This window comes from uncultured Erythrobacter sp. (genome assembly GCF_947492365.1).
Lineage (GTDB): Bacteria > Pseudomonadota > Alphaproteobacteria > Sphingomonadales > Sphingomonadaceae > Erythrobacter.
Map to the genome: position 1 here is coordinate 899897 of NZ_CANLMB010000001.1, position 13345 is coordinate 913241.

A 13345-nucleotide genomic window follows, 5' to 3' on the forward strand; every position below is an offset into this window, starting at 1 on the left:
GCGTTCCTAGGTTGAAGAAGCTTGGGGCGCGAGCGGGAGATGCACGCGGAAATGGGTAAAGCCGGATCGAGTGTCGCGTTCGTGGCTGATCGACCCGTTCATGTCGCGCACAAGCTTTCGCACCAAGGCAAGACCAAGCCCCTGCCCCGACTGCTTGGAAGAGATGAACGGTTCAAATATGTGATCACTGATCGCCGGGTCGATGCCTGCACCATTGTCTGAAATAGTGATTTCGATCGGCAATTTAACCGCGCGGCCAAAACGAACCGCGCTAAAGGACAAACCGCTGGCAAACCGGGTCTGCACGATCACTTCGCTACCCTCATTGTGCTCCGCAAGTGCGGCATCGCGGGCATTGGAAACAAGGTTGATTAGCACTTGCTCCAAAGCATCGCGATTGGCGAACGCCGGTGGGAGCGAGGGGTCAAACGCCTCGCGAATATCCACTCCCTCGGCAGAGCCTGCTCGCACGGTTGCAATAGCAGAGCGGATCGCTTCATGCGGATTGCAAGGCGCGGCCTCTTGTGTGGTCTGCGCACCCAACTCCTGCATCCGGTCAATCAACCGTGCGATCCGGTCGACCTCGTCTGTGATCATTACGGCGAGCTTTTTGTCGGCAGGCGGCAGTTTGCGAGCGGCCAATTGGCCTGCCCCGCGGATTGCGGCGAGCGGGTTCTTGATCTCGTGAGCAAGCACGGCCGGGGCGCTGACGGCTGCGATGGCCTCATCGCCGCGCGCCGCGTCGTCATGCACTGCTGACGCAAGAGTTACGACCCGCCAACCCGGGTGACTCCCAAGCGGAGACATGGTGAGATTTATCCTCATATCGCCGCCGCGCACCGAGATATCGCGCGCGACCAGAGCTTCGTCCGCTTCGCTCAATCGCGCTTCGACACGCGGATCAACCGGACCGAGAATTTCGAGCAGGCTCTTGCCGATCAGCCGGTTTGCGCTGATGCCAAGCAAACTCTCTGCCGAATAATTTGCCTGTGTAACTTGGCCGTTCGTGTCGACCAGCAATAGGGCAAAGACCAAACCCGCAATCTGCGTGTCGCCATCAGGCTGCGCGCTCTCTGTGCCGATTGTGCCGGACCCGCTGGCCAAACTCGCGGCCACGTTCAGGCTGCTTTGGCCGTTCGGCCCAGAAACGGGGAGTAAAAGCGCTCGATCTCGCCCAGAACTTCATCGGGATCGTCGATGAAATTGGCTTTGTTGCGGAACTCGGCCGAGCCGTGCATTCCCTTAGTGTACCAGCCCAGATGCTTGCGCGCGATTTTGGTCCCGACATTGCGGCCATAGTGATCGAGCATGCGGTGATAGTGCTCGACCAGCACCGTGTATTGCTCATCAAAGCTGGGCGTGGGGATCACAGAACCCGTGCGCCACCAATGCATCACCTGACCCAGCAGCCACGGCTTTCCATAAGCGCCGCGCCCGATCATCAGCCCGTCTGCGCCCGATTGCTCAAGCGCCTTGGCCGCGTCGTCAATGGTGCAGATATCGCCGTTGACGATCACCGGAATGCTGACCGCATCTTTCACCTTGCGGATAAAGGACCAGTCGGCGCTGCCTTTATACATCTGGTTGCGGGTGCGCCCGTGAACAGTGATCATCTTTACGCCAAGATCCTCGGCAATGCGTGCCATTTCGGGCGCGTTGAGGCTCTGGTGATCCCAGCCCATACGCATCTTGACCGTGACCGGCACATCGACCGCTTTGACCGTCGCCTCCATCAGCTTGGTAGCAAGCGGCACTTCGCGCATCAGGGCCGAGCCTGCAAACTGGCCGACGACTTTGCGGACCGGGCAGCCGAAATTGATGTCGATGATTGCGGCGCCATTGCCCTCTTGCAGTTTGGCGGCTTCGGCCATCGAGCCTGGATCACAGCCGACGAGCTGCATCGAAACCGGCTCCTCGGTCTGGTCCCAGGCTGTTTTCTGGATCGACTGGCGCGTTTCGCGGATCGCGGCTTCGCTAGCGACCATCTCCGTAACATTGAGGCCCGAGCCATAGCGGCGCACCAAAGTGCGGAACGGCAAATCTGTGACACCTGTCATCGGCGCGAGCAGCACGGGCTCGGCTATCGTCTCGGGACCGATCTGCATAGGCTTCAGAGCCGGGGGTGTAGGAATGTCTGTCATCGGGGTGCCTAAATATTGGGCATTGCTCGGTTCGGGCGCTTAGTGGATTGCGAAAAGCCCGTCCAGACCCTAAGCGCTCGCACATATGGCCCCGCGCGCTCCCCTTCCCCCTTTTGCAGCCATCATCGTGGCGGCGGGCAAAGGCCTGCGGGTGGGCGGAGACACTCCCAAACAGTTTCGTAAATGGCGGGGCCGCGCTGTGATTGCGCATTCGGTCGAGCGGTTGATTGCGTCAGGCGCTGCGCCGCTGGTCGTCGTGGTGGCGGAAGGGGCATCGCAAGATGCGAATGCGGCGCTTTCCGGTCTAGACGGCTACATTCTCGCGGTCGGAGGAGCGACACGGCAGGACTCGGTTCGCGCCGGGTTGGAGGCATTGGAGAGTTCCAGACCAGAACGTGTCCTGATTCACGACGCAGCCCGGCCTGACATCACGCCCGAAGTGCTGGAACGCCTGCTCACCGCGCTCGGCGCCCACGCAGGCGCTATCCCCTCCCTCCACGTGGTTGATAGCCTCGCCGTCGCGGCAGCGGATGAAACCATGGCGGGCAAGGCTGAGCGCGAGACATTGCGCCGGGTCCAGACACCGCAAGCCTTTCGTTATCCTGATATCCTCGCCGCACACCGCAACTGGTCTGGCAAAAGCGATGCGGGAGATGATGCGCAGGTGCTCGCAGCCAGCGGCGGTTCAGTTGCGCTGGTACAAGGCGATGAGCGACTGAAGAAGATCACTTTTGCGGAAGATTTGATGGATACTCACTCAGCACCCATTTTCCGTGTCGGACAGGGCTTTGACGTTCACCGGCTCGTCGAAGGTGAACAGTTGTGGCTGTGCGGGATCAAGCTGGAGCACACGCACGGCCTTGCCGGTCATTCCGATGCAGATGTGGCGCTCCACGCGATCACCGATGCCGTTCTCGGCGCGATTGGCGACGGCGATATTGGTACCCACTTCCCGCCCAGCGACCCGCAATGGGCAGGCGCGCGTTCGGGCCAGTTTCTGGAACATGCGGTGAAGCTGGCTGGCGAAGCTGGTTTCGTGCTGGGCAATATCGATCTCACCATCATCTGCGAGGCACCCAAGATCGGCCCACACCGCCCGGCCATGCGCGCCGAAGTCGCCCGTCTGACAGGGCTTGATGAAGCTGCCGTCAGTATTAAAGCGACCACCACAGAAAGGCTCGGTTTTACCGGGCGCGGCGAAGGTATCGCGGCTCAGGCGATTGTCGGTCTAACCGGCGCTAGAAATATTTGAGCAGGAGGAAATGATGAAGCAGCTCACCACATTCGCAGGCGCTGCCCTGATGGCAGGGGCTGCTTTTGGCGCCGCTCCTGCCTCGGCGCAGGTTGAAGACCTCGACCCGGCGGCGGTTGCAGCGGCGACCCGTTACGCTCTGCCGCTGGCGTTTGAGGGATTCATGACGCGCTGTTTCGACCGGCTCGACAACGATGGTTATGCTGTCACCAATGCGGAAACGCTGCGCGCAAAATTCAGCGACGGTGCGGACGCGGCCTGGCCCGGTGCGCGGACGCTGATCGTTCAGATGGCTTCGGAAGAGGCCGACAATATGACTGATGTCTTCAATATGCTCGACGATGATGCGCTGCGTCCTTTTGTCGACGGCCTGGTCGAGAACATGGTCGCGCAGGAGATCCGTCCGGAGGATTGCGAGACAATTGAACGCGGCCTCGAAATTTTCGACCCGGTGCCCGCTGACAACATGGCGGCGCTAGTCGGCTTTATCGTCGAGCTGGTAGCAGAGGAAGAGGCGCGCAATGTCGAAATCGAGCCGGAAATGACTGAGAGCCGCGCTCGCAAACTGCGCGAGCAGGAAGAGGAACGGCGATAGTGAGCAACTACCTCCTCTCCGATGACATCTCCGAATTGGCTGCTCGCGTCGTGGCCGAAAACGCTGCAGCCGGTCGCAAGGTCGCAACAGCGGAAAGCTGCACCGGCGGGCTGGTTGCTGGAGCGCTGACAGAAATTGCGGGTTCCTCTTCGGTACTTGATCGGGGCTTCGTGACCTACTCGAACGAAGCGAAGATGGAATCGCTGGGGGTGGCGCAGGATATTATTGAGACCTTCGGTGCGGTTTCGATCGCCTGTGTCTGGGCGATGGCACAGGGCGCATTGGAGCGTTCCAACGCTGATGTCGCAGTCGCTATCAGCGGTGTGGCAGGTCCGGGTGGCGGCACCCAGCTAAAGCCGGTCGGCACAGTCGTCTTTGCCCGCGCGGTGCGCAATTCAACCGGAGAGCCGGAGGGTGAGCTTAAGCACTTCGACGGCGGCGACGGCCCCGGCGGACGCGCTGCAATCCGGCGTCAGGCGACGATCTGCGCGCTCGAATTGCTGCTGCCGTAAAGCTCTTCCGCACGCTGTTCGAATGCCGCGACCATCTTGCGAAACGCACGGTCAAAGTATTGGCCAGCCATCGCCTGGAAAACGCGGTTCCTGAACTGGAAATCGACCGCAAAGTCGATCTCGCAAGTGCTCTCGTCAATTGCGCGGAAGGTCCAGACATTGTCGAGGTCCGACAGCGGTCCGTCTATATAATGGACTGCGATTTCGTTCGGGCGCTTCTTTGTTACGCGTGAAGTGAAGCTTTCGCGCAGGCTCTTGAAGCCGACCACCATATCCGCGACCATCTCGGTCTCGCTGTCTGAGCGCACGCGGGTCGCGATCACCCATGGCAGGAACTGCGAATACCGCTTCACATCCGATACAAGGTCGAACATCTGCTCGGCACTGTAAGGCAGTCGGCGAGTTTCGCGGATGCCGACCATCAGACGCTCAGGCGGTCTTTCTTCCTGAGCTTTTCTTCGCGCGCCGCTTTCATCACCGCAAAGTCATCGCCTGCGTGATAGCTCGAACGGGTTAGTGGGCTTGAGGCGACTTGCAGGAAGCCTTTTGCCCGCGCGATGGAGCCGTAGGCGGCGAAAGCCTTGGGCGTGACGAATTCCTCGACATTGGCGTGCTTCGGTGTGGGTTGAAGATACTGACCCATAGTGATGAAATCGACCTCTGCGCTGCGCATGTCGTCCATCACCTGATGCACTTCGAGCCGCTGCTCACCCAGTCCCAGCATGATGCCTGACTTGGTGAAGATCAGCGGATTGTGCGACTTCACCTCTTCGAGCAGCCGCAAAGATGCGTAATAACGCGCGCCGGGACGGATCGTAGGGTAAAGGCGCGGCACGGTTTCCAGATTGTGGTTGTAAACGTCTGGCCCCGCCTCGCAGATTGCCTCCACCGCGGGGCGCATCTTGCCGCGGAAATCGGGGGTGAGGATCTCGATTGTCGTGTCCGGTGTGTTGCGGCGTAGAGCCTCGATCACTTTCACGAACTGCCCTGCCCCGCCATCGGGCAGATCGTCGCGGTCGACGCTGGTGATAACGATGTGTTTCAGGCCCATCTTCGCCGCTGCTATCGCGGTGTTTTCTGGCTCCATCGGATCGACTGCGCGCGGCATGCCGGTCTTGACGTTGCAGAAAGCGCAGGCGCGGGTGCAGACATCGCCGAGGATCATGACGGTCGCATGCTTCTGCGTCCAGCATTCGCCGATATTGGGGCAAGCCGCCTCTTCACACACGGTGTTGAGGTTGAGCTCACGCATCAGACGGCGCGTTTCGTGATAGCCTTCGCTAACCGGCGCGCGCACGCGGATCCAGTCAGGCTTGCGCTGGCGCGGCGGGCGGTCTTGTTTGGGCGAGTTGGAGAGGTCGTTCATGGCGCCCATTTAGGCCTGCAGGCGCTTCGCTGCAAGCGTAGCGGCCTGTAAAGTGCCGACCGGCGGCGGGAACAGAAACGAGGGCAATATATTTGCTTAGTGTGTTCTCAGTTTTAGGTTACTGACAAAGCCATGTTCGAAACCGCGATCCAGACCTTCACCTCGCCCGTCGTGCTTTTCTTCGTACTGGGCCTGATCGCGGCTTTCGTGCGGTCAGACCTTTCCATTCCGGAGCCAATTGCAAAGGCGATGTCGCTTTATCTGATGGCGGCGATCGGGATCAAAGGCGGAGTTGCGGTTGCGGAATCGGGGATCGATGGCACTGTCCTATCGGCGCTGGGTGCCGGGGTCGCGGCAGGTTTTATCCTGCCTTTCTTTGCCTACGCTGTGCTCAAGACATTCGGGAAGCTGGACCGGATCAATTCAGGCGCGGTCGCAGCGCATTATGGCTCGATCAGCGTCGTCACCTTCGTGACTGCGGTCGACATTCTGACGGTGCAATCGCGCGAACCGGGTGGATACATGGTCGCGGTGATGGCCGCGATGGAAGCGCCCGCAATCCTGAGCGGCCTGTTGCTCGCCAGAGGAATGGGAAGCGCTAACGCGACCCAGTCCACCGGTGAAATGCTGCACGAGGTGTTCACCAACTCCTCAATTGTTCTTCTGCTCGGAGCCTTTGCCATCGGCATGGCCGCCGGTGCGCAAGGGTTCGCACCCGTCAGCCCGTTCTTTGAAACGGGCTTCAAAGGCGTCCTGTGCCTGTTCCTTCTCGACATGGGATTGATTGCAGCGCGCAGGATGATGGATTCGCGCTCCATGACATGGAGGTTGGTGGTCATTGCAATTGTCATCCCGATTGTGAACGGCGTGGTCGGAACAGGACTGGGCGCGGCAATCGGGCTCGACGCCGGTTCTGCGGCTGCTTTGGGTGTGCTGTGTGCCAGCGCGAGCTACATCGCGGTTCCGGCGGCAATGCGGCTTGCCCTGCCCGAGGCGGATCCGGGTATTTACCTCACCATGTCGCTCAGCATTACCTTCCCATTCAACGTCCTAATCAACATCGCGCTCATCAGCGCGCTCGCCGTCTATCTGACCGGCGGAACCGGAGTGACGCCATGATCGAAACCGTAACGCGCAAACGGATCGAGATCCTCGCCGACAAGGCTCTGCAAAGCCGTGTCACTGACGCTATTGACCGGGCGGGCATCACTGGCTGGACGATCACTCCTGTCTCCAGCGGAAAGGGCCGCGAAGGCCGCTGGCGCGAAGAAAGCGTCATGGGCACGAATAAAGTGCTGGTTCTGACGATTGCTGCGGAAGACAAAGCGATGGCCCTTGCAGAAGAGCTTGCACCCATGCTTACGAATTTCGGGTTCATCCTGAGCATGTGGGATGTGCAAGTGATACGGGGAGAGCGTTTTTAGGCGTCGGCCCCATTGCAAACGGGAGATGCTTTGTGCCTGAATTTGCCGAATTGCTGAGAGGTTATCGCCGTTTCCGTGAGGATGTATATCCGCGCCAGAAAGAACGTTTTGATCAGACCATCTCCGAAGGTCAGCATCCCAAGCTGATGATTATCGGCTGTTCAGATAGCCGCGTCGATCCCGCGCAGATATTCGATGTCGATCCGGGCGAGATCTTCGTGGTTCGCAATGTCGCAGCGCTGGTTCCGCCGTTCGAGACCACGCCGGGTCTTCACGGCGTTTCTGCCGCCGTGGAATTTGCGGTGCAAATGCTCGGCGTGAAGCAGATAGTGGTTATGGGACACGGAAGATGTGGAGGGTGCCAGGCAGCCCTGACACAGAATTTCGAAACCAAACCGCATGGTGAAGGTGCCTTCGTTGCCGACTGGATCGAGCTGCTCGACGAGGCACGCAAGCCAGTAGCGCGCAAACACGGTACGACAGGTCGCAAGGCCGAACTGGCAATGGAGTTTGCCGCGATCCGCCAAAGCCTCGCCAATCTTCGCAGCTTCCCTTGGGTTGCGGAGAAGGAAGAATCCGGCGTGCTTAAGCTGCGCGGCACACACTTTTCGATTGCCGAAGGTATCCTTTATTCACTGGACGAGGATACCGGTGAGTTTCTTCCCGAGGACTAAGCGCTTGCCCCTCTCCGCCAGCAGCCCCATGTAAAGGGCATGTCTGACAAAGAACTCAAGAACATCGCCCTGCTGATCGACGCCGATAATACGACGCCGGAGGGGATCGACCCTGTGCTGACCGTGATGGCAGAGCTGGGCCAAGTGAATATCCGCCGCGCCTATGGCAATTTTGCCAAGGACAACCTTTCGCGCTGGGACAAGATCACCAACAAATTCGGCATCCGCCCTCAGCAGCAATTCGATGTGTCGAAGGGCAAGAATGCGACCGATATGGCGATGACGATCGACGCGATCGACTTGCTCTATCAGGGCAAGGTCGATGGCTTTGGCATCATGACGTCGGACAGCGATTTTACACCGCTGGTGACGCGGCTGCGGCAGGATGGGATCGTCGTTTATGGCTTTGGCGAGTCCAAGACTCCGCAGGCGTTCAAGTCGGTCTGCACTCGCTTCATCGATATCAAGCAGCTGATCGCCAATTACGCGGCTGACAAATCCGGCGAGGAGAAGTCATCGGGCACCGATGGTGGGCTGGATGAGGACCTTCTTGAACTCATCACGGCCGCCTATTCCGAGGCAAAGCGCGATGACAAGGGCTACGCCAAGCTACAACAGGTCGGTCAGATCGCGGGCAACCGTTCGAGCTTTGATGTGCGCAATTACGGGTTCAAGAGCCTTTCTGACCTTTTCAGCACGCTGGACAATTTCTCGGTCGAACGGCGCGGCGACAATCAGGTTTACGTGAGACGCCTGCGCTAAAGTCTTCGTGCTGAATCAATCGCACAAAGAAAAGAAAAGGGCGCGAGGAATTGCTCCCTCGCGCCCCGTTTCTGTTCAGTTCGAACCGGCTTACATTGTTGCCGGTGCAGCAGGCGCTGCAGGCACAGCAGGAGCTGCGGCATTTTCGAGCTCGTTCGCATATGCGGTCCAGAGCTTTGCAATCGGCATCCGGCTGCCGCTCACACGATCGAACGAGGCACGGGCGGCTGCATAGTCGCCCATTCCGACTTGCGCGATACCAAGCCGCGTCAGAGCTTCGTTGGTGTCGACACCGGCCATGCCGAGCGCGCGATTATAAAACGTCGCGGCCTTCTGATATTCGTCATAGCTCAGAAATGCGCCGCCTGCGGCCATCACGGTGCGAAGACCTGCATCAGCAGCCATTGCATCGCTTTCCAGCGCGGGGAGGTCTGCGCGGTCACTTGCAATACGGCCATTGGCAATTTCAAGCGCCTCTGTGATGAAAAGGTTATCTCGGCTGACAACACCAGCCGCCATGCCTTCGTCGATCACGTCTTTTACTTCCTTGGGAAGGCGACGCGCATCAGCGGCTTCGACATAGTAATCGTAGTCGGTCGGATCTTGCAGCGCGTCGACGCGGCGGCTTAGGCGGAACAGATCGAGGATTTCTCCAGCCGGAAACTCGTTGAGATTCCGGGTCAGGTTGATCGCATCGCGCCAATTGTCCGCGCTCGGATAATCGCTGATCCACATGGTCGTGAAATCATAGACCGTCGGAACGATGTTGTGCTCATAAGCGACGGTGACGCCGCGGCGATACCACTGTTCATCAACCGAAAGGCCCTGTTGCTTGCGCGCGGCAATTGCATTGCCGAGATAGGCGAAACCTTCATTGAAAGATTCCGAAGCGAAAAAGCTTTCCGCCATGGCGATCTGCAGTTCCGCGCTGGTGACCTGCGCTGTGCTGAAATTGTTGTCGATTGCACCCTGAAGATAGGTCCGGGCTTTGACGTGATCATCGCGATCATTGCTCAATTGATAGGCGATGAAATTGTAGCGTCCGAGCTGTTCAGCAGGCACTTTTCCGCTGGCCAGCATCAATTCCATGCCCTGCAGCTGAAAGGCGCGGTCAGACGACTTGATACCTGCGTTGAAGATAAGACCACCACCAGCGATCTTTTCATCATTTGTGGTGAGCAGCGGGATGAGTGCGAGGATTTGCGGACGCAGGGCCGCAACATCGGCGCCTTCGGCTTTCAGCGCTTCGTCCAGCGGGACATAGGCGGCGCGAAAGGCGTCAGTATAACCTCCCCCATCGCTCTCAGCGGCAGCGCGATCTCTGTCGCGGTCACGGTCCCGATCGCGGTTGCGCTGTGCGCTGGCCTCTGCGGGCATCACGGCGGTTGCGACAACGGCGGTGCCGGTCGCAAGAGCAACAGCAAGAGCGAGCGAGGAAGCGCGCTTGCGCATGAAAAGGGTCAACATTGGTATCCTCCTGAGAATGTTATCAACCACGCTGCCTTTGTCCATTGCGTGGGAAGTTTGAATTTCTGCGGCGCTCAATGAACGAGAGCGTGCCTCTTTGCAATTCGTTGTAGGTGTAGCGGGCTGAACGGCGATTGAATGGCTTGTTCGATTGGTTCAGCCGCGCGCAATAATTGTTCACAAATGTATCGAAGCCACCTCTGTCACGCTCGGGACAAGGTGAGGTGTGGAAAAAGGCCGTTCTGTCCCCGAGTCTGTCACCGGATAATGTGGCTAAAACTGCGCCAAGCGCCTAGATTGAAACCTAGAAAGACATTGCCCCGAAACAATCAGGAACGGCCGCCCCTTTGAGCGACGAAAACGACATTCTCGAACCTGCTGCACCCTCCCCTATGGGTGAGTATGAACGCATCGATATCGTCGATGAGATGAAAACCAGCTATCTCGATTACGCGATGAGCGTGATCGTAAGCCGCGCACTGCCCGATGTGCGCGACGGCTTGAAGCCGGTCCATCGCCGCATTCTCTTCGCCAGCAAGCAAGGCAACTTTGTAGCCGGGCGACCATTCGTAAAAAGCGCGAAGATCGTGGGTGACGTGATGGGTGATTACCACCCCCACGGCGACAGTGCGATTTATGACGCCCTCGCCCGCCTGACGCAGCCCTGGTCGATGCGCGTTCCGCTGATCGACGGTCAAGGCAACTTCGGTTCGATGGACCCCGACCCGCCCGCCTCCATGCGTTACACCGAGGCTCGGCTTGCACGCGTTACCGACACGCTGCTCGACGATCTCGACAAGAACACGGTTGATTTCGTCGACAATTACGATGGCCGTAAGCAGGAGCCCTCGGTCCTCCCTGCCCGCTTCCCCAACCTGCTCGTCAATGGCGCGGGCGGGATCGCAGTCGGCATGGCGACCAATGTGCCGCCGCACAATCTGGGCGAAGTCATCGACGGCTGTTTCGCCTATATGGACAATCCGGCGATCACTTCGGAGGAATTGATCGAATACATCCCCGGTCCCGATTTCCCGACCGCCCCGCTGATCCTGGGCACGAGCGGCGCGAAGTCGGCTTACACGACCGGTCGCGGTTCGATCCTGATGCGCTGCCGTCACGAGATCGAGCAGCTGCGCGGGGACCGCGAGAGCATCGTCTTCACCTCGATCCCCTATCAGGTCGGCAAGGCCGGTCTGGTCGAGAAGATCGCCGACGCCGCGAAGGAAAAGCGGATCGAGGGCATCTCCGACATCCGCGATGAAAGCTCGCGCACCGGCGTCCGCGTTGTGATTGACCTTAAGCGCGATGCAACCGCAGAGGTCGTGCTCAACCAGATCTGGCGTCACACGCCGGCTCAGGCAAGCTTCCCCGCGAACATGCTGGCGATCCGTGGTGGTCGTCCTGAAACGCTGATGCTGCGCGACTTCATTCAGGCGTTTATCTCGTTCCGCGAAGAAGTCATCACGCGCCGGACCAAGTTCGAACTCGCCAAAGCGCGCGACCGGGCGCACATCTTGCTCGGCCTGGTGGTCGCGGTTTCCAACCTTGACGAGATCGTTGCGATCATTCGCGGCGCACCCAACCCTGCGACGGCGCGCGAACGGCTGTTGGTCAAAGAATGGCCGATTGGCGACATCGCCCAATATATCCGCCTGGTCGAAGCGATTGAGCCAACTGCCGATCAGGATGGCGGAACATATCGCCTGTCCGAACGGCAGGTAAAGGCGATCCTCGACCTGCGCCTCCATCGCCTCACCGCGCTAGGCCGGGACGAGATTGGTGACGAGCTGCAAGAGCTTGCTGACCGTATCGAGGAGTATCTCGCCATCCTCGCTGACCGCGTGAAGCTTTACGCGGTTATGCGTGAGGAGCTGGAGGAAATCCGCGCGACCTATGCCACCCCGCGCGTCTCCGAGATTGCGCCTGCATGGGACGGCCTCGACGACGAAGACTTGATCGAGCGCGACGACATGGTCGTCACCGTAACCCTCGACGGCTATATCAAACGGACCCCGCTCTCGACTTTCCGCGCGCAAAATCGCGGCGGTAAGGGCCGTGCTGGCATGTCGACGAAGGATGAGGATGCCATCGCTGAGATGTTCGTCACCTCGACGCACAATCCGGTGCTGTTCTTCTCGACCGCGGGCAAGGTTTACCGCATGAAAGTCTGGAAACTGCCTGAAGGCGGTCCGGCGACGCGGGGACGTCCGATTGTCAATCTGCTCCCTGCACTGGACGCAGATGAGACAATCCGGACCGTTCTCCCTCTGCCTGAAGACGAGGATGAGTGGGGCGCGCTTTCGGTGGTCTTCTCGACCGCAAAGGGCAATGTGCGTCGCAACTCGATGGATGCCTTCACCAACATCCCCTCGAACGGCAAGTTCGCCATGAAGTTCGATGCGGAAAGCGAAGACAAGTTGATCGGTGTGCGATTGGTTGCTCCCGGTGATGATGTGATGCTCGCTTCCAAATCGGGCAAGGCGATCCGCTTTGCTGCCGAGGATGTGCGCGAATTCACCTCCCGCACCTCGACTGGTGTGCGCGGGATGAAACTGGCAGACGGCGATGAAGTCGTCTCGCTCTCCACTTTGGGCGCGACTGGCACCACTCCGGAAGAGCGCGAGCAATATATCAAATTCGCGCCGTGGAAGGGTGAGAAAGAAGGCGAACCCGACCTCGCAGCCGATCGCTATGAGACGTTGCAAGAGAGAGAGGAATTCATCCTCACCGTCTGCGCCAATGGCTATGGCAAGGTCTCAAGCGCCTACGAATATCGGAAGACCGGACGCGGCGGTCAGGGCGTGGTCAATATCGACAATATCAGCCGCAACGGACCGGTTGTGGCCAGCTTTGTGGTCGCGACAGGCGAGCAACTCATGCTCGTCACCGATCAGGCGAAACTGATCCGCATCGGGCTTGAAAGCCTGCGCGTGATGGGTCGCAACACGGCCGGTGTGCGCCTCTTCACGGTCGGCAAAAACGAACACATCGTCAGCGCGGTCAAGATCGACGAAACCGAAGAGCCAGAGAATGAAGCCGAAGAGGCAGTGGTTGAGGAAATGGTCGAGCGGCGCGGTGGCGGCGACGAAACCACTCCCGAAACCACGCCGCAATCGGACAAGGACATCGGCGAGGAGCCGCCTGAATGAGGA

The 13345-nt window shown here is 59.4% G+C and carries 13 protein-coding genes; 8 read left to right on the plus strand and 5 right to left on the minus strand.

Features of this window, described 5'->3' with window-relative positions:
- Nucleotides 1-6 precede the first annotated feature (6 nt).
- Both Q0887_RS04390 and dusB read right to left on the minus strand, forming a co-directional pair.
- A complete protein-coding gene (locus tag Q0887_RS04390) occupies nucleotides 7-1116 on the minus strand; it encodes an ATP-binding protein (protein WP_299192645.1) in 1110 nt (369 codons plus the stop codon).
- A gap of 2 nt (nucleotides 1117-1118) precedes the next feature.
- Entirely contained in the window at nucleotides 1119-2141 is a 1023-nt protein-coding gene (gene dusB, locus Q0887_RS04395; RefSeq protein ID WP_299192647.1) for a tRNA dihydrouridine synthase DusB, read from the minus strand.
- 85 nt (nucleotides 2142-2226) lie between these two features.
- Here dusB and Q0887_RS04400 point away from each other — a divergent pair, with 85 nt between their 5' ends.
- The 3 genes from Q0887_RS04400 to Q0887_RS04410 are packed head-to-tail and all read left to right on the plus strand — an operon-like array spanning nucleotide 2227 to nucleotide 4500.
- Nucleotides 2227-3393: a bifunctional 2-C-methyl-D-erythritol 4-phosphate cytidylyltransferase/2-C-methyl-D-erythritol 2,4-cyclodiphosphate synthase gene (locus Q0887_RS04400; protein ID WP_299192649.1), complete on the plus strand. Its 1167-nt coding sequence runs from the start codon at nucleotides 2227-2229 to the stop codon at nucleotides 3391-3393.
- 13 nt (nucleotides 3394-3406) lie between these two features.
- Entirely contained in the window at nucleotides 3407-3988 is a 582-nt protein-coding gene (locus Q0887_RS04405) for a hypothetical protein (RefSeq protein WP_299192651.1), read from the plus strand.
- Entirely contained in the window at nucleotides 3988-4500 is a 513-nt protein-coding gene (locus Q0887_RS04410; RefSeq protein WP_299192652.1) for a CinA family protein, read from the plus strand. The genes Q0887_RS04405 and Q0887_RS04410 overlap by 1 nt, the downstream gene beginning before the upstream one ends.
- Here the strand turns inward: Q0887_RS04410 and Q0887_RS04415 are convergent.
- On the minus strand, nucleotides 4461-4922 hold the full coding sequence (locus tag Q0887_RS04415; protein WP_299192654.1) for a type II toxin-antitoxin system RatA family toxin: 462 nt from the start codon (nucleotides 4920-4922) through the stop codon (nucleotides 4461-4463). The genes Q0887_RS04410 and Q0887_RS04415 overlap by 40 nt on opposite strands.
- A complete protein-coding gene (lipA, locus tag Q0887_RS04420; RefSeq protein WP_299192656.1) occupies nucleotides 4922-5875 on the minus strand; it encodes a lipoyl synthase in 954 nt (317 codons plus the stop codon). Before lipA ends, Q0887_RS04415 begins: the two co-directional genes overlap by 1 nt.
- A gap of 123 nt (nucleotides 5876-5998) precedes the next feature.
- On the opposite strand from lipA, the gene Q0887_RS04425 reads away from it, so the two are divergent.
- From Q0887_RS04425 to Q0887_RS04440, 4 genes are read left to right on the plus strand one after another with little or no spacing between them, the layout of a single operon-like run.
- Nucleotides 5999-6985, plus strand: a complete 987-nt coding sequence (locus tag Q0887_RS04425) for a sodium-dependent bicarbonate transport family permease (RefSeq protein ID WP_299192658.1) — start codon at nucleotides 5999-6001, stop codon at nucleotides 6983-6985.
- A complete protein-coding gene (locus Q0887_RS04430; RefSeq protein ID WP_299192659.1) occupies nucleotides 6982-7290 on the plus strand; it encodes a transcriptional regulator in 309 nt (102 codons plus the stop codon). The genes Q0887_RS04425 and Q0887_RS04430 overlap by 4 nt, the downstream gene beginning before the upstream one ends.
- A 32-nt stretch (nucleotides 7291-7322) precedes the next feature.
- Complete coding sequence (locus Q0887_RS04435) at nucleotides 7323-7964, plus strand: carbonic anhydrase (RefSeq protein ID WP_299192660.1); 642 nt, start codon at nucleotides 7323-7325, stop codon at nucleotides 7962-7964.
- Nucleotides 7965-8003: 39 nt separating this feature from the next.
- Nucleotides 8004-8726 (plus strand): NYN domain-containing protein, encoded by a 723-nt coding sequence (locus Q0887_RS04440; protein ID WP_299192662.1) that lies wholly within the window; start codon nucleotides 8004-8006, stop codon nucleotides 8724-8726.
- Nucleotides 8727-8816: 90 nt separating this feature from the next.
- Here Q0887_RS04440 and Q0887_RS04445 read toward each other — a convergent pair whose 3' ends face one another.
- Complete coding sequence (locus Q0887_RS04445; RefSeq protein WP_299192663.1) at nucleotides 8817-10193, minus strand: hypothetical protein; 1377 nt, start codon at nucleotides 10191-10193, stop codon at nucleotides 8817-8819.
- 347 nt (nucleotides 10194-10540) lie between these two features.
- Between Q0887_RS04445 and gyrA the strand changes: the two genes are divergently transcribed.
- The gene (gyrA, locus tag Q0887_RS04450; protein ID WP_299192664.1) at nucleotides 10541-13342 is read left to right on the plus strand and encodes a DNA gyrase subunit A; all 2802 of its coding nucleotides are present in this window, start codon (nucleotides 10541-10543) and stop codon (nucleotides 13340-13342) included.
- Nucleotides 13343-13345 lie beyond the last annotated feature (3 nt).